Origin of the sequence: Brevibacterium sp. 'Marine' (genome assembly GCF_012844365.1) — a bacterium.
Classification (GTDB): domain Bacteria; phylum Actinomycetota; class Actinomycetes; order Actinomycetales; family Brevibacteriaceae; genus Brevibacterium.
Genome location: NZ_CP051626.1, coordinates 1207848 through 1232816, shown reverse-complemented (window position 1 = coordinate 1232816; position 24969 = coordinate 1207848). Strand labels below are relative to the sequence as shown.

Sequence of the window (24969 nt, the reverse complement as noted above, 5' to 3'; positions counted from 1 at the left end):
GACGCAGCGCCTCAGTCGAGGCCGGAGTATGAGTGCAGGCCGTTGAAGTACATGTTGACGACGGTGAAGTTGAAGATCACCGAGGCGATGCCGATGAGGTTGAGCACCGCCACCTTCGTCGGACCCCAACCGCGGGTCGCACGGGCGTGCAGGTACGCGGCGTAGATGACCCAGACGACGAACGTCCAGATCTCCTTCGAGTCCCAGCCCCAGTAGCGGCTCCAGGCAACCTCGGCCCAGATGGCACCGGCGATGAGGGTGAAGGTCCAGGTGATGAAGCCGACAGCTGCGATCGTGTACGAGGTGCGCTCCAGGTCGGTGCTCGAGGGCAGACGGTGCAGGAACCGCAGCCACTTCGGGTCCTTGGTCTCATGCACGCTCTTGAGGATCTGGAAGACCGCGAGGATCGCAGAGATGTAGAGCAGTGAGGTCGAGAGGATCGCGATCGGCACGTGGATGGCGATCCAGTACGAATCCAGCGCCGGGATGAGCTTCGCGGCAGGGGTGTAGAAGACGGTGATCGCCAGTCCCAGGCACAGCAGCACTCCCCCGGAGACGAACGTTCCCAGGTAGCGGACGTCCTTCTTCGTCAGCACGAGGAGGTAGACGATGACGGTGATCGCTGTGGCCGTCAGCACGTACTCCATCATGTTGCCCCACGGCACACGAGCCACCGACAGGGCACGGGTGAGCACGCCGCCGACATGGAGGAGCATGGCGAGCACGAGCAGCGAGGTGCCGATGCGGGCTCCGCGGTGCCGGTTCTTCCGGGACGACTCCACCGCGCCGGAGTCGTCGCCCGGCCGGTCGAGGACCGCAGTCGTCGCCGTCTTCCGATTCGTCCGCCGCACCGTGCTGGCCTTGGCCGAGGTGGTGATCTCGGATTCCGAGGTCTTGAGTTCGCGTTTGCCGAAGAGATCGAAGGCGTAGAAGATCATGGCGACGGCGTAGACGATCATCGCCGAGATGATCAGCTGGTTCGACCACATTGCGAGGTCAGTGTTGACGTCCATTCATCCTCCGCACCACAGGAGTGCTCTTCTATCGCATGCTGCTGCCAGACTGTCTGTCTGTCCTGATGTCGTTGTGCGCCCGTCCGATTCCGCGAGGAGACCGGAGGCAACACACTCCGCGGCTATTCTACTCCCCGTAGTACTTCGGGTTCATCTTTCGTCGTCCTCACCGTCTGCGCCCTCATCGGGCTCCGGATCGCGCAGGGCCTTCACCAGGTCATCGACGGCGCGTTCGACCATCGGATCCTCACCACGGGCCAGGGCGGCCACCTCGGCGTCGCCGTTCCTGATCCGCACCCAGACGCGGCGGCGGGGAATGAACAGGGACAGGCCGAGCCCACCCAGAACGAGGATCGCACTGATGAGCATGAGCGCCTGCGTCGGGTCCTGGGAGATGTCGACGGCGATGTACTTCTTGACTCCGTCGAAGGTCACCGAACCGCCGTTCGGCAGGTTCTGCGTCTCCCCCTCGGCGAGCTGGATGACGAGCGGATTACCCGACTCATCGGTCATCTCCGTCATGTTGTCGGCATCGAGGGTGTACACGGACTGCGGGACTCCCGAATCAAGGCCGAGGTCACCGGTGTACCCGCTCATCACGAGGTAGGGATTGCGCAGCTCGGCGAAGCTCGAGATCAGCTCCCCGTCCTCATTCTGTCCGGCCGTGGGCAGGAACACGCCGACGAACCCCATCTGCGTGCCGGCCGAGTCCGGGACCTTGATGACGCCTTCGGAGGTGTAACCGGGGTCTCCGCCGTCCGGGATGAACACCTGCGGACCGGACTGGACGATATCGCCCTTCGCATCTCGCACGGTCACCTCGGGGGCGTAGCCGTTGCCGGTGAGGTAGACGCCGACGCCGCCCACGCGCACCGGTTCGTTGACCTTGAGCACGTGCGATTCGGTCTCCCCGTCCGCCGTCGTCGTCACCTTCGCATCGAAGGTGCGCGGCTGACCGAACTGATTGCCCGCCGCCTGATCGTCGAAGGTGGAGGTGAAGGAATCGAGCTTGAGCCGGAAGTCCGGCAGATTGTCCGCATCGTAGTAGGAACCGGGTTCGAAGGAATCGTAGGAGACCAGCGAGTTCGAGAACGTCTCACCCTCGACGAGGATGCGCTGACCTTCGTAGCCGAACAGCGAACCGATCGCCATCGTCAGGGTCGCCATGAGAAGCGCGATGTGGAAGACGAGGTTGCCGGTCTCGCGGAGATATCCGCGCTCTGCGGCGATGTGATCGGACTGCCGATTGATCCGGTAACCGGACTTCTTCAACCGGGCTTCCGCGGCGTCGAGGAAGGCCTCGTCCGCGTGTTCACGGGTGTGTGCGTCTGCCTGCTCCGAGGTGAAGGAGGCGTATCCGGGCATCCGGGACAGCCGCCTCGGTGCTTTGGGCGGGGACGAGCGCATCGCCTTCCAGTGCTGTTTGGTGCGCGGGACGACGCAGCCGACGAGCGAGATCATCAGCAGCAGATAGATCGCGGAGAACCAGATGGACGAGTACACGTCGAACATCTGGATGGTGTCGAGGAACTGCCCCCACGCACCGTTGTTCTCCAGGAAGGTGTTCACCCGGCCCGGGTCCTGGATCCGCTGCGGCAGCAGAGAGCCGGGGATCGCAGCGAGCGCGAGGATGAGCAGGAGGATCAGAGCCACACGCATCGTCGTCAGCTGCGTCCACGCCCACCGGCACATACCGCGGAACCCGAGCTGCGGCTGCGTCACCGTCGACTTCGCGACAGGCTTGTCCCCCTGCTTCGCCGTCGATGTCGCACCCGATGTCGACTGCGTCTTCTCCGAGTCGTCGGTTGAGCCCGCCACTAGATCACCACTTCGAATCCGTTGATGAGACCTTGCAGAGAGGTCATCCACATGTTCCATACGCCGCTGGCCATGAGCACACCGAGGATGATGAGCATGATGCCCCCGGCGCGCACGATCGCGGTCTGATGCCTGCGCACCCAAACGAGTCGTCCGGCGCCCTTGTGGATCGCCAGCGCCAGGAGGATGAACGGGATGCCCAGACCCAGGCAGTAGACGAAGGCCAGCAGCGCTCCGCGCCAGATCATCCCGTCACCGCCGAAACTCACCGACATGCTCAGCACAGCTGACAGGGTCGGACCCACACACGGTGCCCAGCCGAGGGCGAAGGTCGCTCCGAGCACCGGTGCACCCCAGAGCCCGGCCTTCGGTCTGGCACGGATCCGATGTTCGTTCTGGAGCAGGCCGAAACCGCCCATGAACACGAAACCGGCGAGGATGACGATGACGCCGAGGACGCGGAGGATGATCGACTGCCACTGGGAGAACAGCGCTCCGAGCGCGGAGAAGCTGGTTCCCAACAGCACGAAGACGACTGTGAAGCCGAGGACGAACAGGCTGATGCCCACGACCACTCGCCACGTCTGCTTGTCCTTCAGCGAGGATCCGGACAGCCCCGTGACGTACCCGACGTAGCCGGGCACCAGGGGCAGCACGCACGGAGAGACGAACGAGACGAGACCGGCCAGGGCCGCCGCGCCGGCAGCCAACAGCAGCGGTCCCGAGAGGACGGTCTGGGCGAAGTCCGCCCCGAGCCCACTCACTCGGACAGCACGTCCTCGATGAGTCCCTTGAGAGTCGACGAGTCGACCTCGCCGACGACTCTGGCTGCCGCCCGACCCTGCGCATCGAGGACAACCGTCGAGGGGGTGGCCTGCGGAGGCAGGACGCCGGAGAGCAGGGAGACCATCTCACCGTTCGAATCGAGCATGTTCGGGTACGGCACCTGGTAGTTCTGAATGAACGCGTTGGCCGCGGCCTCTTGGTCGCGGACGTTGACGCCGATGAACTGGGCCTTGTCCCCGAACTCCTCGGACACCGATTTCAGGTCCGGGGCTTCCTTCCGGCACGGCGGGCACGCCGCGTACCAGAGGTTGACGACGACCGGAGTCGGGCGCAGATCTGCCAGCGACATCGACTCTCCGTCGAGGGTCTCGAAGCTCAGTTCAAGAGGCTTCCCCCGATCCTCGACCGCCACCTGCGAGACGACGCCCGAACCGGAGACGTAGCCCTGGTCGGATCCGGCCTGATCGGCCAGCTCATCGTTCTCGCTGCAGGCGCTGAGCGCCAGGGCCGTGCCGGCGGCGAGCGCCGAGGTGAAGAGGGCCCGCCGGTTGAGGGGATGGCGACCGAGACTCATGCTCCCGCCACCGCGGTGCCCGGCTGCAGATCCGCACAGATGCTCTCGTAACTCACGGACACCAGTGTGGAGGAATCGAATGTGAAACTGGTGATAGAAGCCAGGTCACATTCACGTCTGCGCGGGTCGTGGACGAGCGAACGTCCCTCCCCCGACAGGCGGGTCATCCAGATCGGAAGCTGGTGGGAGACGATGACGCCCTCTGCGTCGGGGCCATGGAGGTGGAGTTTGGCACGCAGACTCGCCATCGCCGCCCGCATCCGCAGCACGATCTGCTTGTACGGCTCTCCCCAGGACGGGATGAGCGGGTTGTAGAGGCGCACCAGGTTCTTCGGTTCGGCGAGCCTGCGGGCATTGAGCTTCTGCCCCTCGAAGGAGTTCGCCGCCTCGATGACCCGGTCGTCGTCGAACACCGGCAGGTCGAGGGACTTCGACAGCGGACGAATCGTCTGCTGGGCCCGCAGCAGCGGAGAGGCGACGAGTTCGACCGGACGAGTGGATGCGGCGTGGAAGTGCTCGGCGACGCGCACGGCCATCTCATGTCCGCGCTCGGTGAGGCCGAAATGCGGCAGACGACCGTAGAGGACGCCCTCGGGGTTGTCGACTTCGCCGTGGCGGACGAGGTGGATGGTCGTCATGACTGCGCCTTCCCGGCCTCCGGAACTGCGGCCGCGGCCTTGGCCGCCGCAGGCAGGGCGCTGATGATCCGGTCGAGGATCTCATCGGTGTGGGCGTACGAGAGGAACCAGGCTTCGAACGCGCTCGGGGGCATGTGGATGCCCTGATCGAGCATGGCATTGAAGAATGCGGTGTAGCGGTCGACGTTCTGCGCCCGGGCCTGGTCGTAATTCGTCACATCGGTGTCGGTGAAGAACACGGAGAACATCGAGTTCGCGGACTGGATGACGTGGGCGACGCCTTCGGCCTCCAGGCTCGCAGCGACTGCTGGACGGAGAATGTCCGCGGCACGACCGATATGCGAGTACACGTCCAGTTCGGTCGTCAGCGTGAGCGTGGCCAGCCCGGCAGCGGTGGCCACCGGATTGCCCGACAGCGTTCCGGCCTGGTAGACGGGCCCGGACGGGGCGAGGTGCGCCATGACGTCGGCGCGACCGCCGAAGGCCGCTGCCGGGAAGCCGCCGCCCATGACCTTGCCGAAGGTGAACAGGTCGGCCGGCCCGTCAGGATAGCCGAGGGTGTCGGCTTCGTATCCGTACCAGCCGGCGGCGGAGACGCGGAAGCCGGTCATCACCTCGTCGCTGATCATCAGCGCGCCATGAGCCTTGGTCAGGCGGCGGATCGTGTTCGTGAAGCCGTCGCGGGGAGGCACGACGCCCATATTGCCGGGGCTCGCCTCCGTGATGACGCAGGCGATGTCCTCGCCGTGTTCGGCGAACACGGCTTCGAGCCCGGCAGCGTCGTTGTAGTCGACGACGATCGTGTCCTGCGCCTGGGCTCCGGTGACTCCGGGAGTGTCGGGCAGGGAGAAGGTGGCCAGTCCGGAGCCGGCCTGGGCCAGCAGCGAGTCGACGTGACCGTGGTAGCAGCCCGCGAACTTCACGACCTTGGACCGGCCGGTGTATCCGCGGGCCAGGCGGATCGCCGACATCGTCGCCTCGGTGCCCGAGGACACGAGACGCACCTGGTCGACGGGATCGACGCGGCGAACGATCTCCTCGGCGAGTTCGACCTCACCGGTCGACGGAGTGCCGAAGGAGAAGCCCTTGACGGCGGCTTCATGGACGGCGGCGACGACCTCGGGGCGGGAGTGGCCCATGATCATCGGCCCCCAGGATCCGATGAGGTCGATGTAGTCGTTGCCGTCGGCGTCGCGCAGCCACGCACCGGTCGCCTCGGTGATGAACCGGGGGGTTCCGCCGACGGCCTTGAACGCGCGGACCGGGGAGTTCACTCCACCGGGGATGACCGCCTCGGCGCGGGTGAAGAGGGCGGCGGACCGATCGGTGGTGTGACCGTTCGTCTCTGCTGTCGTCATGGTTCTCCTCTGATTCTTCGCGGGTCGGGTTGCGTCCCGGGATCGTTCTCAGTTACGCGTGCGGACGGCTCAGGCGCCGTCGATGTCGGTCATATGGTCGAACACTTTGGTGAAGATCCGGCCCAGGGTCGTCATCTCCTCGGGGTCGAGGAGATCGACGAGGTGGCTGCGGACTCCGGAGACATGGTCGGGAGCGGCGGCCTGCAGCAGCTGCCATCCGGCCTCGGTCATCACACAGTTGACTCCGCGGCCGTCCTCGGGGATGGCGGAGCGCTCCAGCAGTCCCCGCTTCTCCATGCGGGCGACGCTGTGGGTCAGCCGGGATCGGGACATGGTCGTGTCGGTGGCCAGCAGCGCCATCCGCATCGTCCGGTCATCGTGTTCGGACAGACGCACGAGGATCTCATATTCGGGCAGGCCGATGCCGTGCTTGTCCCGCAGCTCCTTGTCCAACTGTGTGCTCAGCAGCTGCGAGCCGTTGAGGTAGCTGCGCCAGGCCCTCTGGTCGATGGCCGACAGCCAGCGTGGCTCGCTCATCACCGGCCTCCGGCTGCTGTGCGGTTCGGCAGGTGACCTTCGGCCTCGGTTCGGAGGCGCTGGGCGACCTCGGTGGCCCAGTAGGTCAGTATCGCGTCGGAGCCGGCACGTTTGAAGGCGATGAGGGATTCGTCGATCGCCTTCTCCCGGTCGATGGCTCCGGCGGCGGCCGCGAATTCGATCATCGCGTATTCCCCGGACACCTGGTAGGTCCACACGGGGACGATGGATTCCTGGGCCACCTCGGCGAGCACATCGAGATACGGCAGGCCGGGCTTGACCATGACGATGTCGGCGCCTTCGGCGAGGTCGAGGCCGAGTTCGCGCAGCGCTTCGCGACCGTTCGCGGGATCCTGCTGGTAGGTCTTGCGGTCGCCCTTGAGTTCGGAGTCGACGGCTTCGCGGAAGGGACCGTAGAAGGCGGAGGCGTATTTCGCGGTGTAGCCCATGACGACGGTATCGGTGAATCCGGCGGCGTCGAGTGCCTCACGGCAGTAGGCGACCTGACCGTCCATCATGCCCGACAGCCCGAGCACCTCGGCCCCGGCGCGGGCCTGGGCCAGTGCCATCGAGGCGTAGCGGTCGAGGGTGGCGTCGTTGTCGACTCCCCCGTCCCGATCGAGGACTCCGCAGTGACCGTGGGAGGTGAATTCGTCGAGGCACAGGTCCGCCATGATCACGGTGTCATCGCCGAGTTCGGCGGCCAGCAGCGACAGCGCCCGGTTGAGGATTCCGCCGGGGTCGTCGGCCTGTGAGCCGACCTCGTCCTTGTGTTCGGGGATGCCGAAGAGCATGAGTCCGCCGACGCCGGCCGCCACCGCTTCGCGGGCGGCCTCGAGCAGGGAGTCCAGCGTGTGCTGGACGACTCCGGGCATTCCCCCGAGCGGCAGCGGTTCGCTCAGCCCCTCCTTGACGAACATCGGCAGGATGAGGTCGGAGGGGTGGAGGCGCACCTCGGAGACGAGCCGGCGCAGGGCCGAGCTCGACCGCAGCCGACGGGGACGGACTGTTCCTGGGACCAATGACATGTCAGGCCTTCCTTCTGCGGCGCTTCTGGCTCGGACGCTGCGGGGAGATCCCGGCTTCCACGTCGTCGGCGCGCTGGGTGAGTGCGAAATCGACGAGTCCGTCGATGAGCGAGGTGAGGTTGGCTTCCTCGGCGAGGACGTCGACACGCAGTCCGTGTTCGGCCGCGGTGTTCGCCGTCGCCGGGCCGATGCAGCAGATCACCGAGGTGGGGGCGGGTTTGCCGGCGATGCCGACGAGGTTGCGCACCGTCGATGAGGAGGTGAAGAGGAAGGCGTCGAAATCGCCGGCCTTGATCGATTCGCGGATCGGCGCCGGCGGCGGAGAGGCGCGGACCGTGCGGTAGGCGGTGACGTCGTCGGGGTCCCAGCCCTTCTCCAACAGCCCGGCCACGAGCACCTCGGTGGCGATGTCGGCACGGGGCAGGAGCACCGTGTTCATTGGGTCGATGTCATCGACGAAGTCCGGCCAGGCTGCGGCCAGGCCACGTGCGGAGTGCTCCCCATCGGGGACGAGGTCGGGGGTGATTCCCCAGTCGACCAGCGCTGCGGCGGTACGGCCTCCGACGGCTGCGACCTTGACTCCGGCCATCGACCGGGAGTCGAGCCCGAAGTCTTCGAACCACATGCGCACCGCGCGCACGGCGTTGACGGAGGTGAATCCGACCCATTCGTAGGATCCGTCGACGAGGCCGCGGATCGCCTTCTCCATCTGGGTCGGTGTGCGCGGCGGCTGGACGGCGATGGTGGGCACGACGGTGCCGACAGCACCGAGTTCGGCCAGGGCTTCTGCCGTGGAGGTCCCCTGTTCCTTCGTCCGTGGGATGAGCACCTGCCAGCCGAAGAGCGGTTTGGATTCGAACCAGCTGAGTTCTCCTCTGGATTCCACTCCCTGTCCCATGATCACCACCATACGATCCGAACCTGTCTGCGCCATGGACAGCGCCTGTCTCAAGGTCGTCTCCACGCTTGTCTGCTCGACCGTGGAGATGCCCCACCCGAGGAGGACATTCGTGTCCTCGTCCCAGCCATCGGCGAGCAGTGCCTCGATGGCCTGTTCGTGGGCGGCGGCGCTGCCGGTGAGGACATGTGTGGTGTTGCGGTGGCGGGAGACGTCGACATGGGTCTGCGGTCCGGCTTCGATGAAGCGCACGGATCGGACGCGGTTGGTCGTCAGCGCGGTTCCGGTGTAGGCCGCTGTCGAGGCGGAGAGTCCGACTCCGGGCACGATCTCGACCTCGACCTGTTCCTTGCGGCAGACTCCGGCTTCAGCGGTCGTGGTCGTGAAGATGATTCCGTCGTCCGAGCTCAGCCGCACCACGGTCTTGTCCGGGCGGGCGAGTTCGGCCATCCGCCGGCCGCGGGTCGAGGCGGCGACTCCGAGGTCGGCGGCATCGATGAGCGTGGCGGCCTGCGGCACATAGGCGGTGACGATCTCGGAATGGACGTCGGCGTCGTAGACGACGGTTTCGGCGGTGGCGAGGATTTCGGCGCCGCGCATCGTCATCAGACCCGATTCGCCGGGTCCGCTGCCGATGAAGACGACGCGCGGGGCTGCCGGCAGGAGTCGGCGCGGCTGCACCTGGCCCGTTGTCGGTTGGCTGTTCATCCCTGCTCCTGAACCTTGACTGGGGTGAGGTGATCGGCGCTGGCTGCAGGATCGATGCCGAGCCTGCCCAGGAGGTCCTCGGCGGCGGCGGTGCCGAGTTCGTCCGCGACACGGGCCAGTTCCTTCTCGGTCACCGACAGCTGCTGATCGCCGGCGGTGCTCCAGTCGACGTCGAGGAGTGCGGGCAGTTCGGCACTCTGACGGGTACGGGCGAGCTTGCCGTCATCATCGGCCATGACGGCGTCGACGATGAATTCGGTGCCTTGGATCTTCGCCAGCGCGCCGATGGGAGCCGAGCAGCCGGCTTCGGCGCGGGAGAGGATCGCCCGTTCGCAGGTCACGGCGAGGTCGGTGGTCTGGTCGTGGATCCGACGCAGAGCGGCCCGGACCTCGGCATCCCCGTCGAGGATGTCCGCGGTGGTGGCGAAGGCGCTGTCGGCGCTGCGCGTCTCCACCGCCAGTGCTCCCTGGCCGGGCGCCGGGAGCATGACGTCGAAGTTGAGCGAGTCGGTGGCCTCGGCGAGACGGCCGATGCGACGGACGCCGGCCGCGGCGAGGACGACGGCATCGAGGCGGCCGTCGCGGACGTGGGCGATGCGGGTGTCGACGTTTCCGCGCACACCCCGGACCTCGATATCGGGACGTGCCGCACGCAGCTGCACGGCACGACGCGGCGAACCGGTGCCGATGACGGATCCGGCGGGAAGGTCGGCCAGACCGAGCCCGTCACGGCCGATGAGGACATCGGCCGGGTCGACGCGCGGCGGGATGGCTGCCATCTGGATTCCCGCCTCGGGGGTGGTGGGCAGGTCCTTGAGCGAGTGCACGGCCAGATCGATCTTGCCCTGGTGGAGGGCCTGTCGGACGGCGGAGACGAAGACTCCGGTGCCGCCGAAACCGGCCAGGGGCGACATGTTGACATCGCCCTCGGTGACGACCTCGACGATCTCGACGCGCCAACCGGTCAGCGCCGCGATCTGGTGGGCGATCGCTGTGGACTGGGACCGGGCGAGCTGGGACCGGCGGGTGCCCAGACGCACGGTGCGACCGCTGAAGTGTTCGGGTTCGACGATGTCGAGGGTGTGATCGGCAACCGGGCGGATGCCGTCGGCTTCGACGTGGTGGGCGCTGGCGGCCTTTGCGACCTTCGTCTCGGGCGTGGTCTTGGCGTGGGCGACCTTGTTGACCGGCAGGTCGAAAAGCTGCATGAGCGCTTGGGCGTAGTCGACCTCGGATTCGGTCACGGCGAGTTCCTTGACCTTCACGGTCGGGGTGTGGATGAGCTTCTCCGCCACGCGGTGCAGGGATTTTCGGATCTCTGCGAAGGCCTTGTCGTCGACGGAGTCACCGAGCTTCTTCTCCAGGCGCTGGGTCTCGGAGGCGAGCACATCTTTGGCGTGGGAGCGCAGAGCGGTCACGGTCGGAGCGACCGAACGCTCCCGGTAGCCGGTGGCGATGTTCTCCAGCTCGGCGGAGATGATGGTGCGGACTTCGTCGATGGTGCCGGCGACCTTCGCGTCGCTTTCCCTGTCGGATCCGCGCAGGAGTTCGCGGATCTCTCCGAGACCGAAGAGGGCGACATGTTCGAACTCGCGGACGCTGGGGTCGATGTCGTGCGGCAGGGCGAGGTCGATGAAAGCCTTGTTCGCGGCGCCCTTGGGGTTCTGTGAGAGCCCTGCGACGATGTCGTCACGGCTGACCACGACTCCTCGAGCACCGGTGCAGGAGACGATGAGGTCGGCGTCGGCGATCTCTTCGGCCATGATCCGCGGGGTGAGTTCGCGCGCTCGTCCGCCCACCTCGGCGACGAGGCGTTCGGCCTTGTCGAGGGTGCGGTTGAGCACGGTGATGTGGGCGACGCCTTCCTTGTGCAGTCCGGACACCACGAGGCCCGACATGGCTCCGGCGCCGATGACCAGGGCATTGGCGGCGCGCAGGGAGCCGATATGCGCGGCTGACGCTTCGAGGCCGGCACCGAACAGCGACCGGGCGACATCACCGAGGTCGGTCTCCGAATGGGCGCGCTTGCCGACCCGCAGCGCCTGCTGCAGCGCTTGGGAGAGTTCGGACGTCAGTGCCTTGTCCGACTGCGATTCCGTGAACGACGAGCGCAGCTGACCGAGGATCTGAGCTTCGCCGATGGCCATCGAGTCGAGCCCGCAGGCGACCTTGAGCAGGTGCTCCATGGCCTGATGGTCGTAGTGCGCGTAGAAGTGCCCGGCGATATCGGACCACTCTTTGTCGATCGAGGACACGAGTGCATTGCCGAGGTCGGCCAGTCCCCCGTGGAAGGCGGAGACATCGGCGATGAGTTCGAGACGATTGCACGTCGAGAGCACCGCGAGTCCTTCGACATTCTCTCCGGCCAGGGCGTCGCGGCGCAGAGTGCCGACCTCACCGGCGCCGAAGGCCATGCGATCGAGCATGTCGATCGGAGCCGACTGATGTGAAATGCCGAGAACCAAGAGAGTCAATTCCTGTGCTCCTCAAAACCAGGGTTGAGCGGTGCCGTGTCCAGCGCCGAATAGTATGCGAGTACTTGCAGCTCACTGGCCAAGTCGACTTGATGGACACGGACGGTATCCGGTGCGTCGAGCACGGTGGGTGAGAAATTGAGAATGCCGCGCACACCTGCTTCGACGGCCTTCTGGGCCGCCGCGGATGCCGCGGCTGCGGGGACGGCCATGACCACCAGGTCGATGTGCTCGGACCAGGCGGGCAGGTCGTCCAGGGAGGAGACGGTCAGGGCACCGATGGAGGTGCCGATCTTCTCCTCGTCGATGTCGAACACGGCGGTCAGCCGCAGACCGCGGCGCCGGAATCCGGCATAGTCGGCCAGCGCCGAACCGAGGCGTCCGGCCCCGATGATGGCGACGCGCCGGTCGCGGTCGAGGCCGAGGAACGTCCGCAGGGTCGCGGCCAGCTCCGGACAGGAGTAGCCGACCCCGCGGGTTCCCGATCGCCCCAGCTGAGACAGGTCCTTGCGCAGAATCGACGGGGACACACCGCTGCGCGCGGCGAGGTCCTCCGACGAAATTGTGTCCTGGCCGGTGGCGGCGACCGTCTCGACGGTCTGCAGATAGATCGGGAGCCGGGATATCACGCGCTCGGGGACGTCCTTGCGAACGACACCCTCAATCCTGTTGGCGGACAGAATCTCGCCCACGAATCCGCCTCACTCCTTCAATCGATCTCATGCGCCCAAGGCGTCGAGCGCCTTGGACAGCCGATCCTTGTCGACTCGATGAAAACTGTGTTGTCGCCCGTTGAGGAGAACGACCGGAACGTCCCAGCCGTACTGTGCGGCCAGATCGTCATCGGTGTCGATGTCGATCTCCGTCACGGTCACATCTCTGCCCGCGGCCACCTCGGTGACGGTCTGGAGCGCGTCAGCGCACAGATGGCAGTCGACACGCGTGAGAAAGGTCAGGTCGACCATGGCTCACTCCTCATCGGGTGCAACAAACCCCGCCGAGAAATCACTCGAGCGGGGGCGTAGGACCGTCGGGTCTTACTTCTTGTTGCGACGCTGGTGACGTGTCTTGCGAAGCTGCTTGCGGTGCTTCTTCTTCGACATACGCTTGCGGCGCTTCTTGATGACTGAGCCCACTCGGGTACCCCTTGTGCTTGTCGGTGGAGGGTGAACTTCAGGTGCCCACCCATTGAACTAACCGTGCAATTCTATCGCTTGGCCGCCTGCTTTCCCAAAACTGTGTCCAGATCCACAACGGCCGCGCCGGGCGATCCGCGCGGGCCCGGGGATCGGGTTCGGTTCGGGCGGCGTACGCGGCAGGGCCGGGTCCGGTTCCGCCGGGGTCGGCTCCGACCGTGCCGGGATCGGCTCCGACCGAGCGGTCGTCGGCCGACGGGGATCAATCGAAGTAGGGGTCGAGGGCGTAGAAGGGGAAGATGTTCTTCCGGGTGCCCATCACGGCACGGTCGAGTTCCGCTTCGGGATCGAATCCCTTCGACCAGGGTTCGAAGGCCCCGTCGAATCCGTCGGTCATCGACAGCGGAGCTTCCCGCCCGGTCGTCGTCTGCGCGTACGAGGCCCAGCGTCCCGGGATCCGCGCCCCGGGATCGATATCGCGCCCGGCGGCGACGGCCAGGAGGTTCGTCCAGGCTCGGGGCACGACGTCGATGATCGCGTATCCCCCTCCCCCGACGGACAGCCAGCGGCCGTCGGCATGGTCGACGGCAAGATCGCGGATGCGTTCGGCGGCGATGCGCATGGCGTCGACGCTCAGGCGCATATGGGTCAGCGGGTCCTCCCGGTGGCCGTCGCAGCCGTGCTGGGAGACGATGACCTGGGGTTCGAAGGCGGCGACGACCTGCGGGACAGCGGCATCGAAGGCGCGCAGCCAGTCCGCGTCCCCTGTGCGCGGGGGCAGGGCGATATTCACCGCCGAGGCGGCCGCCTTGAGTCCCCCGATATCGGCGGGGAACCCGGTGCCGGGGAAGAGGAACTTCCCCGATTCGTGGATCGAGATCGTGAGCACTCGAGGGTCGTCCCAGAAGAAGGCCTCGACCCCGTCGCCGTGGTGGGCATCGGTATCGAGGTACACGATGCGTTCGTATCCGGCGTCGAGGAATTCGGTGATCGCTCCGGCTGCATCGTTGTAGACACAGAAGCCGCTGGCCTTGCCCGGCATCGCATGGTGCATGCCGCCGCAGAAGTTCACCGCGCGACGAAACTCCCCGGAGATGATCGCGTTCGCGGCATCGACGCTGCCTTGGAACAGCAGCGCCGAGGCGGTGTGCATATTCTCGAACCCGGGAACATCCTCGGTGCCGATGCCGTACCTGTTCGCGCCCTCCTCCTCGAGCCCCTCCTCGGTGCCGGCCTGCTTGACCGCGGCGATGTAGTCGGGGTCGTGGAGGCGGGCGAGCTTCGCCTCGTCGATCTCACCGATGGGATTGACGTGGACGTTGGCCGCGTCGAAGAGTCCGAAGTCGGCGGCGAGCTTCGCTGTCAGGTCGAGCCTGAGGGGGTGCATGGGGTGGCTGGGACCGAAGTTGTAACCGGTCACTTCGTCGTCCCAAACGACATACACATCATTTTCGGCCATGCCCACCATGCTATATGGCACAGCTCACTTGCACCGATTCCGGGGCCACCGGCTCTACCATGGTGCCTGTGCCCAAGAATTCCTCGCCTCGCTACGACCGGCTGCTGAAGCCGGGCCGGTGGGTCCGTGACTTCGTCGACGACCTCGCCGTCGCGTCACCGGCGCGCCTGGCCATCGGGTCCTTCGTCGCCGTCGTCGCCGCGTTCGCGATCCTGCTGATGCTGCCGGCGAGTGTGCGTGAGCCCGGTTCGGTCGATCAGGCCACGCACATCGCGAACTCCGTGTTCGTGGCGGTCTCCGCCGTGTGCGTGACCGGGCTGACCCCCGTCGTCACGGAGGAGTACTGGTCGGACTTCGGGATCTCGGTCATCACAGCCGGCATCCAGGTCGGCGGTCTCGGGATCCTCACTCTCGCCTCGGTGCTGGGCATGGCGGTCTCCCGCCGCCTGGGTGTGCGGCAGCGCCTCATCGCTCAGCAGGCCACCTCGGCGCTCAATCTGGGGCAGGTCGGCACCCTGCTCAAAACGGTCGTCGTCACCATCGTCACCGCCGAGGCGATCCTCGCGGTGCTCATGTTCCCGCGGTTCCTCATGCGCGGGGAATCGCTCGGCGATGCCACCTGGTACTCGGTGTTCTATTCGATCTCGGCCTTCAACAACGCCGGGTTCACCATCCATCCCGGCGGAGCGGCTCACTTCGTCTCGGATCCGTGGATCCTGTCGCTGATCATGGTCGGCGTGTTCGTCGGGTCGCTGGGCTTTCCCGTCGTGCTCATGGTCACGATGTTCTGGAATCGGCCGAGCCGCTGGGATCTGCATACGAAGCTGACGCTGACGACCACGACGGCGGTCCTGGCCGTGGGGCTGCTGCTGTTGGCGCTGTTCGAGTCGGCGAACCCTGCGACGCTCGGCGACAAGAACGCCGGTCACACATTCATCGAAGTCCTATTCATGGCCGTGATGCCGCGATCGGGAGGGTTCTCGACGATGAAGATCGCGGACATGAGTCAGGCTTCGCACCTGCTCATGGACCTCATGATGTTCATCGGCGGCGGATCGTCGTCGACGGCCGGGGGAATCAAGGTGACAACGGTGGCAGTGCTCATTTTGGCAGCATTCGCCGAGGCCAGGGGCCTGCAAGACGTCCACGTGTTCGGTCGGCGGCTGACCTCCTCGACGATCAAACTCTCGATCTCGATCCTGCTCACGGGTGCGATGATCGTCTTCGTCGGCACGCTCGCAATGCTTCAGATCAGCTCCGAACCTCTCGATCGGGTCCTGTTCGAGGTGATCTCGGCGTTCGGCACCGTCGGGCTGAGCTCAGGAGTATCGGCTTCCTCACCGAATCTCGGCCTCTATGTGCTGGCGGTGATCATGCTCATCGGCCGACTCGGTACGATTACACTTGCGGCAGCACTGTCCATGCAGGACTCCGCCCGTCTCTACCGCTACCCCGAGGAAAGGCCGGTCGTTGGCTAACGAACACACCTCAATCCTGGTCATCGGACTGGGACGCTTCGGGTCCTCGACTGCGGCGACTCTGGCCAAGCTCGGTCGCGAGGTGATGGCCATCGAGCACAATCCCGAACTCGTCAAGGACTGGAGCGGCAAACTCACGCACGTCGTCGAGGCCGACTCGACGAACATCGACGCTCTGCGCCAGGTGGGAGCCGGTGACTTCTCGACCGCCGTCGTCGGCATCGGAACCTCGATCGAGGACAGCGTGCTGACCACGGCCAACCTCGTCGACCTGGGCGTCTCGCAGGTGTGGGCGAAGGCGATCTCGCCGTCGCACGGCAAGATCCTCCACCGCATCGGCGCCCACCACGTGCTCTATCCGGAGTCGGATGCCGGCCGCCGCGTCGCTCACCTGGTCAGTTCGCGGATGATGGAGTACATCGAGTTCGACGAGGGCCATTTCGCCGTGGTGAAGATGCGTCCGCCGCGGGAGATCCAGGGCTTCACCCTCAGCGAGTCCGGTGTCCGCGACAAATACGGTGTGACGATCGTCGGCATCAAGAGTCCCGGCCGCGACTTCACCTACGCCGACCCGACGACGCGGGTGGGCAAACAGGACCTGCTCATCGTCGCCGGGCACGTCGAGCTGCTGGGTCGGTTCGCCGGGCGTCCGTAGTCTGCGGGGCGGTGCCAGAGGTAACCGCGGGTTCAAAGTGTGAAAGCAGTGACTTTGATCAGGGCATCTGCATTTCGAAGCAGTTGGTGCACCAGTCACGTCCGACAACACCGCAGTGGCACACCCCACGTGAAGCGATCGCCCCGCATCATGGGTCTCGGAACGCTGGCACAGGAAGTGTGAGTGCGCGGCATGAGAGCGGGCGACGGGAATCGAACCCGCGTCATCGGCTTGGGAAGCCGAAGCTTTACCATTAAGCTACGCCCGCGCGTCGCCACCGAATTCAAACTGTTCGCCCAGGCAGAGCCCCGTGCGATCATGCCGTGGTCAGCGACTCGAACCAGTCTACAGCGTCTGGCTCGAGGTGCATCCGACAACCGCGGGTTCAAAGTGTGAAAGCAGTGACTTCGATCAGGGCATCTGCATTTTCAAGCAGTTGGTGCCGTGGTTGGGTGCGAGCTCAGGAGCGCACCCGTGGGGCAATGAACTTCCTCAGGTGCGGTGCCTGCCCGAAGAGTTTGGTCGCGCATTCTTCAAGGTGAGTCACCTCGGTGAAGTTGAGACGAACGATTCGGTAGCCCAGCTCCAGCAACCGGTTGTACTGACGAACCTCTTTGCGCATCAGCCCAGCTCCGTTGTCGGCATATTTGGAGAAGCCGTCGACGAGAACGATCGTCCGCGATTCTCTGTGCAGAAAGTCCACACGAGCGATGACTGCGCGCCTATCCCAGATCCTGGCCTGCTGACTGAATCCGGTCAGCCTCAGCTGCGTGAGGTTGTACGCGAAGCGACTCTCTCCGTAACTCTCCGACAGCGGACCGATCGCCGACAACAAGCGCTGCGCTCTCACCTGGCCTTTCGACAGTCTGCCCAGCACGGGCAGGAAATCCTCGGCGATTCGGCGCTCGGCCAATGCCGGCGTGTCCGGTGGGTAACCGAACCTGGCCGCTGCGTCCGCTCCTGCGTCGGAACCGAATGTCGATCTGCGCAGACAGGACTCCAGCGCGACGAAGCCCTCCGGTTCACCCAGCTGGCCGATGAGGTCGAATGCGGTGCGAATGGGCGAGGTGAGCGCCATCTTGCCGATGCGGACGACGTCCTCGTCAGGAATGGTCTTGGAGGTCCTCGACACATCGGCACTGCTGTGCCGCCTCGTCGGATGAGCGATGAAGACCTTCCCCCGAGGCGGTCGATGCAGCGGAAGGTCATGGACGAATGCGGCGGAGACTCCCCAGATCACGTCGTCGAATCGGTAGTGCGGGTACGAAGCCACCCGCAGCTTCGCGAACATGTCGAGGAGTTCGAAACGAGGCCTCCCCGACTCCGGGTCGGTCTGCTCGACGACTCTGTGAATCCACGCTTCATCCGTGATGAACCCCGCTATCGCGCCATGTCTGGGATTCGAACAGCGGGCGATGACCGAATACATCCCTTGAGTGAGTGCCAAAAGGCAGCAGTCGATGGCGTCACGGATGCATCTGCTCTGCACCCCACGCGCCCTGAGTTCACTGGTGCGGACCACGTTGTACATGCGGCAAGACTGTCGCTGCGAATGAGACTCTGACAAGGCTTCCTCAACCGCCTGTGGAATCGCCCTCGGCATCCACACCCATGAGGCGTCCGAGTCCGCATGCTGTCAACAGTCCACGGAGCTCGAGTCACCGGTGCCTCCGGACCCGCGTGGTGCTCGATCGCAGCCGAGTTCTCAGCGCAATGACGCATGCGCCGAGGCGGTCACGACGCGGCCACAACGCTGCGGTATCCACAACCGCGTGTTCGAAGTGCATGCGTCCTGATCGGAATCGGGTCGCCTGCACTTCGAACACGCGGTTGGCGGACGGGGTCAGTGCTCGACGGCCTCCTCGGCGCCGAACCCGGTGTGGGCACGGACGTCCATCTCTGCGGCAAGCTCGGGGCTCTCGACGGTCCGGTCGGTGACCGACGCGATCCAGCCGAGGATGAACCCGAGCGGAATCGAGATGATGCCCGGGTTGGACAGCGGGAAGATCGCGAAGTCGGCACCAGGGATCATTGCGGTCTCGGAACCGGAGACGACCGGCGAGAAGGCAATGAGCACCATCGCCGAGATCAGGCCGCCGTAGATCGACCACACCGCACCGCGAGTGGTGAAGCGCTTCCAGAACAGCGAGTACACGATCGTGGGCAGGTTCGCGCTGGCGGCGACGGCGAAGGCCAGCGCCACAAGGAATGCGATGTTCTGCCCCTGCACTCCGATGCCGCCGATGATCGCGACCGCACCGATGACGATGACCGTGCGACGGGCGATCTTGACCTCCGCATCGGAGTCCTCGACCTTGCCCTTCTTGATGACGTTCGCGTAGATGTCGTGGGCGAACGAGGCCGCCGCCGTGATGGCCAGACCCGCCACCACCGCGAGGATCGTGGCGAACGCGACCGCGGAGATGAAGCCCATGAGGATGGGCCCACCGAGGTGGAGCGCGAGCAGCGGTGCCGCCGAATTCACTCCGCCGGGAGCATTGTTGATCGCGTCGGCACCGACGAGCGCGGCGGCACCGTAGCCGAGGACGAGGGTGAAGAGGTAGAACGCGCCGATGAGCCAGATCGCCCACACCACGGAACGGCGCGCCTCCTTCGCCGTGGGAACCGTGTAGAAGCGCATGAGGACGTGCGGCAGACCGGCAGTCCCGAGCACGAGGGCCAATGCCAGGGAGATGAAGTCGAGAGGATTCTCGCCGTACTTCAGTCCCGGCTCGAGCACCGCCTCACCGACGCCGCCGGCCGCGTTCTCCACTGCCGAGGCCAGCAGCGTGGAGAGATTGAAGCCGTTGAGGGCGAGCACCCAGACGGTCATGGCGAAGGCACCGGCAATGAGCAGGACCGCTTTGACGATCTGCACCCAGGTGGTGCCCTTCATTCCGCCGACGAGGACGTAGATGATCATCAGCGCACCGACGACGGCGATGACGAGCGACTGACCGACCTTGCCGTCGATGCCCATGAGCAGGGAGACGAGACCGCCTGCTCCGGCCATCTGGGCGAGGAGGTAGAAGAAGCAGACCGCCAGAGTCGACAGTGCTGCGGCCATGCGCACGGGACGCTGCTTGAGCCGGAACGACAGCACATCGGCCATGGTGAACTTGCCGGTGTTGCGCATGAGCTCGGCAACGATGAGCAGAGCAACGAGCCAGGCCACGAGGAAGCCGATCGAGTAGAGGAATCCGTCGTAGCCGTTGACGGCGATCGCACCGCAGATGCCGAGGAAGGACGCAGCTGAGAGGTAGTCGCCGGAGATGGCGAAGCCGTTCTGCGGTCCGGTGAACGACCGGCCGCCGGCGTAGTAGTCCGAAGCGGATTTGTTGTTGCGGCTGGCCCGCAGGACGATGAACATCGTGACCGCGACGAATGCGGCGAAGATCGTGATGTTGAGGACCGGGTTGTTCTCGACCTCGGTGGTCGCTGCGCTGAGGAGGTCGACTCCCGAGGCGACGAAGTCTCCGATTGCCAGAGTGCTCATGAGCGGGTTCCTTCCGATTCGGCCAGCAGTCGTTCACGGATCGCCTCCGCGGGAGGATCGAGCTTCTTATTGGCGAACGAGACGTAGAACATCGTGATCGCGAAGGTCGTCACGAACTGCAGCAGCCCGAAGACGAGCCCGACATTGATCTCCCCCACGACCTTCGTCGACATGAAGTCATGAGCGTAGGTGCTGAGGATCACGTAGAGGAAGTACCAGACGAGGAACGCGATCGACAGCGGGATCACCACCGAGAATCGTCTGCGCTTGAGGGCCTTGAACTCCGGGCTCTCCTCCTCTGCGAGGAAGTCAACTCCGGTGTTGACAGGGTCAGTCATTCTTTCTCCTTTGAATGGACAGAACATCAGTGTCCTGAATCACATGACCCCAAGGTAACGTTCAGCATGCACTGGGGAATACCACCGAAAGTTGGTAGCTTGTTCACATGAATGCGCATGCCAAGGAAACACGGGCACTCAAGGTCGAGACCCGTCGCCTGTTCGTCGAAGCCGTCGACTCCCTGCATGAGAGCGGCACGGGCGACGTCGTCTTCGGAGGCATGGTCGAACAGGGTTCGGTCGCGGTCGAAGCCGTCGCCGGCGCCGGCAAGGACCTGCTCTCGTCCCTCATCGTCAGCACCGGGCGCGGCCTCGGCGGACGGGCCATGACCGAAGGCACCCCGCAGCTGACCCGCGACTATGAGATCGACCCGCTCATCACCCATCACTACGACGAGGAGGTGCTCGGTGAGGGCATCCGCGTCCTCGTTGCCGTCCCCACCCTCCACGGCGGTGAGGTCACCGGCATGGTCTACTGCGGCCATCGCGCGGACTACGACGCCGCCGCCCCGCAGACAGGAGACCTCGTGAGGCGAGTACGACAGCTCTCGGTCGATCTCGCTCGACTCGGCTACCGGCAGGAACCGCGCGGCCCGGTCAAGGAGGAACCGCTCTATCCGGATCTGGATCCCTCGGGACGTGAAGCTCTCCGGCACACCTATGCGGAGCTGCGAGCCATCCGCTCCGGCATCGTCGACGAGGAGACCCGGGAGAAGCTCACTGGCGTCGAGGCGCGCCTGGCCGATATCCTCTCCGGACACAATCCGGAGAACTTCCAAACCCCGGTGCCCGCGGTGCGGCTGTCGCCGAGGGAGACCGACATCCTTTCGCACGTCGCCCTGGGATGGCCGAATGCCCGCATCGCCGAGGCGCTGTCGCTGCGCGAGTCGACGGTGAAGTCCTATCTCAATACGGCGATGGTCAAGCTCTCGGCACGGACCCGGCATGAGGCCGTGTCGATCGCCCGCTCGTCCCACGTCCTCCCCTGAGCGGGGAGAATCGGCTCAGCCGTTGATGACCTCGGAGTTCTCCCGTTCCATCTCCACGGAACGGTCCGCCGCCGCCTGCGCGGCCACCTCGGCGATATCGAAGATCCCGGAGTCGAGGAACTGCTGGAGACCGGCCAGGGTCGTGCCGCCCTTGCTGCTCACGGCCTGACGCTGAGCGGCGGGATCGGGCTTCTCGGTCAGGAGTCGGCCGGCGCCGTCGGCGGTGGCCACGACCATCTGGCGAGCGACGTCCTCACTGAGGCCCTGCTTGACGCCGGCGGCGATCATGGCCTCGGCGAGAAGGAAGAAGTACGCGACCCCGGACCCGGAGATTCCGGTCATGGCAGGTATCTGGGATTCGTCGAGATCGACGACGATGCCGGCGCCCGACAGCAGGGACCTCAGTGTGTCCACGCTGGCGGCGGTCACCTCGGCGGAGGGGGCCAGCGCGATGACGCCGTGACCGATGGCGCTCGGAGTGTTCGGCATGATCCGGACAATCGGATTCCCAGGGGCGAGCTTCGCCAGGTCCGCAGCGGCGACACCGGCGGCCATGGACACGAGCACGGAGTTCGAGTCGAGGTCGTCGGCGAGTTCGCGCACGGTCGCGGCCATCATCCACGGCTTCACACCGAGGAAGACGAAATCGGCTCCGGCTGCGGCCCTGCGGTTCGCCTCGGGATCGTCCTCCACCGAGGTGACCGCCGCAGTCGGCAGATCATGGAGGAGGCGCTGCGCCGAGGCGGTCGAGTTCGTCGTCGCGCGGACGGTGATGCCCGCGTCGGCGCTGAGGATTCCCTGGATGAGGGCCGTGCCCATGTTGCCGGTTCCGATGGAGGCGATGGTTGTCAAAGTGCGCCAGCCTTTCGTTGGGGGTGGAGTGGTCGGTGGGTGTTCCTGCGTGTGGGCGTGCCGATGCAAGGTTCGACGGGAGGTCGTGATCGGTCCCGGGGTCAGCTCTCGCCGCCGGATGTGCCGGATCGCGAGGGCTTGTGCTCGGTGGTGCGGGTGTGGCTGTGGGTGTTGCGTCGGGGAGCATCAGCCTCGAGGCCGAGGTGCTCGCGGGCGAAGGCGATGGAGTCGGCGAGCATCTGCTCGCGGACGGACTGTCTGCGCACGAATCGGGTGTTGACCTCGACGACGACATCGCCCTTCCAATTGTGTTTGGCCAGGTACTGCAGGGTCTCAGCGACGGGCATCGTACCTTCGCCCGGAACGAGGTGTTCGTCCTTGAGGGAGCCGGCACCGTCGGTGAGGTGGACGTGGCGGAGCTGATCGAAGATCTCGCCCACCGTCTCCAGGGCGTTCATGCCGGCGGTGGAGGCGTGGGAGAAGTCGAAGGTGAGGTCGTCGTAGTCCTCGTCCAAGGGGTTCCAGTCGGGATAGTAGACCTGGATCTCGCGCAGGCCTGCACGCCAGGGGTACATGTTCTCCACGGCCAGTCTCACTCCGGTCTCGTGGGCGACCTGGCGGACGCCGTCGACGAAGCCGAGGGCATATTCGCCCTGCCATCGGAACGGCGGGTGGAGGACGACGGTGTCGGCGTGGACCTCTTTGGCGAGGTTCGCGGTGATCCGCAGCTTCTCCCAATGGTCTTTGTGCAGCACCCGGGGCAGGAACAGCAGGGTCGGGGCATGCAGGGAGAGGACGTCGAGACCGGTGTCGCTGGCGAGTCCGTTGATGAGGTCGACATCGCGGGTGTCGGCATTGTGGGTGATCATGATCTCGACCCCGTCGTAGCCGTGTTTGGCTGCTTGGGCGAAGGTCTCCTCGACGGTCATGGGTGAGACGGAGGAGCTGGAGAGGCCGAGTCTGATCCGGTTGTCGGAGACGTGATGAGCGTCTTTCTCATAGATGTCGTGTTTGTCGAAGTACTCCTTGTGGCGCTTCGAATTCGAGCGCGCGGAATTCTTGGTGGTCAACACCTTCCGCTGGGACTTCGACTTCCTGCTCATCTCTTCCAGTCTAACGCGGCTCCCCCACCCCAGAACTACCTGACGGCGGCCCAGCAACCTCGCGCGAGGTTGCTGGGCCGCCGTCGGGTAGTAATTCAGCCGTAGAGGGTTTCGGTGTCCTCGTCGACCCAACCCTTGGAGCGTTCGACGGCCTTGTTCCAGAGGCGGTAGAGACGGTCGACCGTCTCGTCGTCCATCGACGGATTCCAGCGCTTGTCCTCACGCCAGTTGCCCTTCACGTCGTCCTCGCCGTTCCAGAACTTCACGGCGATGCCCGCCGCATAGGCCGCGCCCAGCGCCGTGGTCTCGATGACCTCGGGACGGATGACGGGCACGCCGAGGAGGTCGGCCTGGAACTGCATGAGCGTCTCGTTCGCGACCATACCTCCGTCGACCTTGAGCTCGGTGAGCTCGACACCCGAGTCGAGGTTCATCGAGTCGAGCACCTCGCGGGACTGGAAGGCCACGGATTCCAGGGCCGCACGGGCGATGTGGTTCTTGTTCACATACCTCGTCAGACCCACCATCACACCGCGGGCGTCGGACTCCCAGTGCGGGGCGAAGAGCCCGGAGAAGGCGGGCACGATATAGCAGCCGCCGTTGTCCTCGACCTGCTTGGCCAGGGTCTCGACCTCGGGGGCGTCCTTGATGATGCCGAAGTTGTCGCGCAGCCACTGGACGAGCGAACCGGTCACGGCCACCGATCCCTCGAGCGCGTAGACGGCTTCGTCCTCGCCGATCTTGTACGCGACCGTGGTGAGCAGGCCGTTCTTGCTGGCCACCGGCTCATTGCCGGTGTTGATGAGCATGAAGTTGCCGGTGCCGTAGGTGTTCTTCGCCTGCCCCTTCTCGAAGCAGGCCTGGCCGAAGGTCGCGGCCTGCTGGTCGCCGAGGATGCCGCAGATCGGGGTGTCGATGATGAGTCCGTTCTTCGCCCCGTATCCGTAGATCTCCGAGCAGGACCTGATCTCCGGCAGCATCTCGACGGGAATGCCCATATCCGCCGCGATCTCGGGGTTCCAGTCGAGGCTGTCGATGTTCATCAGCATCGTCCGCGAAGCGTTCGTGACATCGGTGACGTGGATTCCACCGTTGACTCCGCCGGTGAGGTTCCAGATCACCCAGGTGTCCATGGTCCCGAAGAGGAGGTCTCCGGCCGCGGCGGCTTCCTTGACACCGTCGACGTTGTCGAAGATCCACTTGGCCTTCGGACCGGCGAAATAGGTCGCCAGGGGCAGACCCACCCGGTCCTTGTACTTATCCGGTCCTTCGTCCCCGGCAAGCTCATCGCAGACCTTCTGGGTGCGCGCGTCCTGCCACACGATGGCGTTGTAGACGGGTTCACCGGTGTGCTTGTTCCAGATGACGGTGGTCTCACGCTGGTTGGTGATGCCCACGCCCTCGAGCTGGTGGCGGTTGATGTTCGCCCGGGTCAGGGCCTGACCGATCGCCTCGTTGGTGTTCTTGATGATCTCGATCGGGTCGTGCTCGACCCAGCCGGCGCGAGGGAAGATCTGCTCGTGCTCGAGCTGACCGGAGGACACGATCTGTCCGTCATGGTTGAAGACGATCGCCCGCGACGAGGTGGTGCCCTGGTCGATGGCGAGGATGAACTTTTCCTGACTCATTGT

At 65.4% G+C, this 24969-nt stretch carries 23 protein-coding genes and 1 tRNA gene; 3 read left to right on the top strand and 21 right to left on the bottom strand.

The annotated features are described in order from the left end of the window. Nucleotides 1–11: 11 nt before the first annotated feature. The 14 genes from ccsB to HF684_RS05305 form a co-directional block, all read right to left on the bottom strand. Nucleotides 12–1013, bottom strand: a complete 1002-nt coding sequence (ccsB, locus tag HF684_RS05370; protein ID WP_169251672.1) for a c-type cytochrome biogenesis protein CcsB — start codon at nucleotides 1011–1013, stop codon at nucleotides 12–14. A 150-nt stretch (nucleotides 1014–1163) separates the two neighbouring features. Then, the gene (locus HF684_RS05365; protein ID WP_248279124.1) at nucleotides 1164–2831 is read right to left on the bottom strand and encodes a cytochrome c biogenesis protein ResB; all 1668 of its coding nucleotides are present in this window, start codon (nucleotides 2829–2831) and stop codon (nucleotides 1164–1166) included. Beyond that, nucleotides 2831–3595, bottom strand: a complete 765-nt coding sequence (locus HF684_RS05360) for a cytochrome c biogenesis protein CcdA (protein WP_169251671.1) — start codon at nucleotides 3593–3595, stop codon at nucleotides 2831–2833. Before HF684_RS05360 ends, HF684_RS05365 begins: the two co-directional genes overlap by 1 nt. Beyond that, the gene (locus HF684_RS05355; protein WP_169251670.1) at nucleotides 3592–4191 is read right to left on the bottom strand and encodes a TlpA disulfide reductase family protein; all 600 of its coding nucleotides are present in this window, start codon (nucleotides 4189–4191) and stop codon (nucleotides 3592–3594) included. The genes HF684_RS05360 and HF684_RS05355 overlap by 4 nt, the downstream gene beginning before the upstream one ends. Next, a complete protein-coding gene (locus tag HF684_RS05350) occupies nucleotides 4188–4829 on the bottom strand; it encodes a histidine phosphatase family protein (RefSeq protein WP_169251669.1) in 642 nt (213 codons plus the stop codon). Before HF684_RS05350 ends, HF684_RS05355 begins: the two co-directional genes overlap by 4 nt. Further along, nucleotides 4826–6187: a glutamate-1-semialdehyde 2,1-aminomutase gene (gene hemL / locus HF684_RS05345; protein ID WP_169251668.1), complete on the bottom strand. Its 1362-nt coding sequence runs from the start codon at nucleotides 6185–6187 to the stop codon at nucleotides 4826–4828. Before hemL ends, HF684_RS05350 begins: the two co-directional genes overlap by 4 nt. A gap of 69 nt (nucleotides 6188–6256) precedes the next feature. After that, a complete protein-coding gene (locus tag HF684_RS05340) occupies nucleotides 6257–6724 on the bottom strand; it encodes a MarR family transcriptional regulator (RefSeq protein ID WP_169251667.1) in 468 nt (155 codons plus the stop codon). Next, nucleotides 6724–7752: a porphobilinogen synthase gene (gene hemB, locus HF684_RS05335; RefSeq protein ID WP_169251666.1), complete on the bottom strand. Its 1029-nt coding sequence runs from the start codon at nucleotides 7750–7752 to the stop codon at nucleotides 6724–6726. The genes HF684_RS05340 and hemB overlap by 1 nt, the downstream gene beginning before the upstream one ends. 1 nt (nucleotide 7753) lies before the next feature. Then, a complete protein-coding gene (locus HF684_RS05330) occupies nucleotides 7754–9358 on the bottom strand; it encodes a uroporphyrinogen-III synthase (RefSeq protein WP_169251665.1) in 1605 nt (534 codons plus the stop codon). Continuing rightward, a complete protein-coding gene (hemA, locus tag HF684_RS05325; RefSeq protein ID WP_169251664.1) occupies nucleotides 9355–11832 on the bottom strand; it encodes a glutamyl-tRNA reductase in 2478 nt (825 codons plus the stop codon). The genes HF684_RS05330 and hemA overlap by 4 nt, the downstream gene beginning before the upstream one ends. After that, the gene (locus HF684_RS05320) at nucleotides 11829–12524 is read right to left on the bottom strand and encodes a redox-sensing transcriptional repressor Rex (protein ID WP_169251663.1); all 696 of its coding nucleotides are present in this window, start codon (nucleotides 12522–12524) and stop codon (nucleotides 11829–11831) included. The genes hemA and HF684_RS05320 overlap by 4 nt, the downstream gene beginning before the upstream one ends. 27 nt (nucleotides 12525–12551) lie before the next feature. After that, on the bottom strand, nucleotides 12552–12797 hold the full coding sequence (locus tag HF684_RS05315) for a glutaredoxin family protein (protein ID WP_025777775.1): 246 nt from the start codon (nucleotides 12795–12797) through the stop codon (nucleotides 12552–12554). Between the two features lie 72 nt (nucleotides 12798–12869). Next, nucleotides 12870–12968, bottom strand: a complete 99-nt coding sequence (locus HF684_RS05310; RefSeq protein ID WP_009882927.1) for an AURKAIP1/COX24 domain-containing protein — start codon at nucleotides 12966–12968, stop codon at nucleotides 12870–12872. Nucleotides 12969–13230: 262 nt separating this feature from the next. Then, a complete protein-coding gene (locus tag HF684_RS05305) occupies nucleotides 13231–14427 on the bottom strand; it encodes an acetoin utilization protein AcuC (RefSeq protein WP_169251662.1) in 1197 nt (398 codons plus the stop codon). A 59-nt stretch (nucleotides 14428–14486) separates the two neighbouring features. On the opposite strand from HF684_RS05305, the gene HF684_RS05300 reads away from it, so the two are divergent. Both HF684_RS05300 and HF684_RS05295 read left to right on the top strand, forming a co-directional pair. Beyond that, nucleotides 14487–15905, top strand: coding sequence for a potassium transporter TrkG (locus tag HF684_RS05300; RefSeq protein ID WP_248279199.1), 1419 nt, complete (start codon nucleotides 14487–14489; stop codon nucleotides 15903–15905). Further along, nucleotides 15898–16560 (top strand): TrkA family potassium uptake protein, encoded by a 663-nt coding sequence (locus HF684_RS05295; RefSeq protein WP_169251660.1) that lies wholly within the window; start codon nucleotides 15898–15900, stop codon nucleotides 16558–16560. Before HF684_RS05300 ends, HF684_RS05295 begins: the two co-directional genes overlap by 8 nt. 197 nt (nucleotides 16561–16757) lie before the next feature. On the opposite strand, the gene HF684_RS05290 is transcribed toward HF684_RS05295, so the two are convergent. From HF684_RS05290 to HF684_RS05275, 4 genes are all read right to left on the bottom strand, one after another. After that, nucleotides 16758–16828 (bottom strand) — tRNA-Gly (locus HF684_RS05290). 192 nt (nucleotides 16829–17020) lie between these two features. Next, nucleotides 17021–18127, bottom strand: coding sequence for a hypothetical protein (locus tag HF684_RS05285; RefSeq protein ID WP_169251659.1), 1107 nt, complete (start codon nucleotides 18125–18127; stop codon nucleotides 17021–17023). A 276-nt stretch (nucleotides 18128–18403) separates the two neighbouring features. Continuing rightward, nucleotides 18404–20056, bottom strand: coding sequence for a cation acetate symporter (locus tag HF684_RS05280; RefSeq protein WP_035321537.1), 1653 nt, complete (start codon nucleotides 20054–20056; stop codon nucleotides 18404–18406). Then, entirely contained in the window at nucleotides 20053–20394 is a 342-nt protein-coding gene (locus HF684_RS05275; protein WP_169251658.1) for a DUF485 domain-containing protein, read from the bottom strand. Before HF684_RS05275 ends, HF684_RS05280 begins: the two co-directional genes overlap by 4 nt. Nucleotides 20395–20501: 107 nt before the next feature. Between HF684_RS05275 and HF684_RS05270 the strand changes: the two genes are divergently transcribed. Then, the gene (locus HF684_RS05270; RefSeq protein WP_169251657.1) at nucleotides 20502–21383 is read left to right on the top strand and encodes a LuxR C-terminal-related transcriptional regulator; all 882 of its coding nucleotides are present in this window, start codon (nucleotides 20502–20504) and stop codon (nucleotides 21381–21383) included. 15 nt (nucleotides 21384–21398) lie between these two features. On the opposite strand, the gene proC is transcribed toward HF684_RS05270, so the two are convergent. The 3 genes from proC to glpK all read right to left on the bottom strand — a co-directional run bounded on the left by proC (nucleotide 21399) and on the right by glpK (nucleotide 24966). Further along, complete coding sequence (gene proC, locus HF684_RS05265; RefSeq protein ID WP_169251656.1) at nucleotides 21399–22235, bottom strand: pyrroline-5-carboxylate reductase; 837 nt, start codon at nucleotides 22233–22235, stop codon at nucleotides 21399–21401. Nucleotides 22236–22336: 101 nt separating this feature from the next. After that, on the bottom strand, nucleotides 22337–23338 hold the full coding sequence (locus tag HF684_RS05260; protein ID WP_169251655.1) for a sugar phosphate isomerase/epimerase: 1002 nt from the start codon (nucleotides 23336–23338) through the stop codon (nucleotides 22337–22339). A gap of 95 nt (nucleotides 23339–23433) precedes the next feature. Continuing rightward, complete coding sequence (gene glpK, locus HF684_RS05255; RefSeq protein WP_169251654.1) at nucleotides 23434–24966, bottom strand: glycerol kinase GlpK; 1533 nt, start codon at nucleotides 24964–24966, stop codon at nucleotides 23434–23436. Nucleotides 24967–24969: the final 3 nt, after the last annotated feature.

Excerpts from the sequence above, each read along its gene's own strand:
- HF684_RS05330 (WP_169251665.1), bottom strand. The coding sequence starts at position 9,358 with ATGAACAGCCAACCGACAACGGGCCAGGTGCAGCCGCGCCGACTCCTG.
- HF684_RS05275 (WP_169251658.1), bottom strand. The coding sequence starts at position 20,394 with ATGACTGACCCTGTCAACACCGGAGTTGACTTCCTCGCAGAGGAGGAG.
- HF684_RS05350 (WP_169251669.1), bottom strand. The coding sequence starts at position 4,829 with ATGACGACCATCCACCTCGTCCGCCACGGCGAAGTCGACAACCCCGAG.
- HF684_RS05305 (WP_169251662.1), bottom strand. The coding sequence starts at position 14,427 with ATGGCCGAAAATGATGTGTATGTCGTTTGGGACGACGAAGTGACCGGT.
- HF684_RS05300 (WP_248279199.1), top strand. The coding sequence starts at position 14,487 with ATGGTGCCTGTGCCCAAGAATTCCTCGCCTCGCTACGACCGGCTGCTG.
- HF684_RS05270 (WP_169251657.1), top strand. The coding sequence starts at position 20,502 with ATGAATGCGCATGCCAAGGAAACACGGGCACTCAAGGTCGAGACCCGT.
- HF684_RS05340 (WP_169251667.1), bottom strand. The coding sequence starts at position 6,724 with ATGAGCGAGCCACGCTGGCTGTCGGCCATCGACCAGAGGGCCTGGCGC.
- glpK (WP_169251654.1), bottom strand. The coding sequence starts at position 24,966 with ATGAGTCAGGAAAAGTTCATCCTCGCCATCGACCAGGGCACCACCTCG.
- ccsB (WP_169251672.1), bottom strand. The coding sequence starts at position 1,013 with ATGGACGTCAACACTGACCTCGCAATGTGGTCGAACCAGCTGATCATC.
- HF684_RS05280 (WP_035321537.1), bottom strand. The coding sequence starts at position 20,056 with ATGAGCACTCTGGCAATCGGAGACTTCGTCGCCTCGGGAGTCGACCTC.
- hemL (WP_169251668.1), bottom strand. The coding sequence starts at position 6,187 with ATGACGACAGCAGAGACGAACGGTCACACCACCGATCGGTCCGCCGCC.
- hemB (WP_169251666.1), bottom strand. The coding sequence starts at position 7,752 with ATGTCATTGGTCCCAGGAACAGTCCGTCCCCGTCGGCTGCGGTCGAGC.
- HF684_RS05355 (WP_169251670.1), bottom strand. The coding sequence starts at position 4,191 with ATGAGTCTCGGTCGCCATCCCCTCAACCGGCGGGCCCTCTTCACCTCG.
- HF684_RS05260 (WP_169251655.1), bottom strand. The coding sequence starts at position 23,338 with ATGAGCAGGAAGTCGAAGTCCCAGCGGAAGGTGTTGACCACCAAGAAT.
- HF684_RS05315 (WP_025777775.1), bottom strand. The coding sequence starts at position 12,797 with ATGGTCGACCTGACCTTTCTCACGCGTGTCGACTGCCATCTGTGCGCT.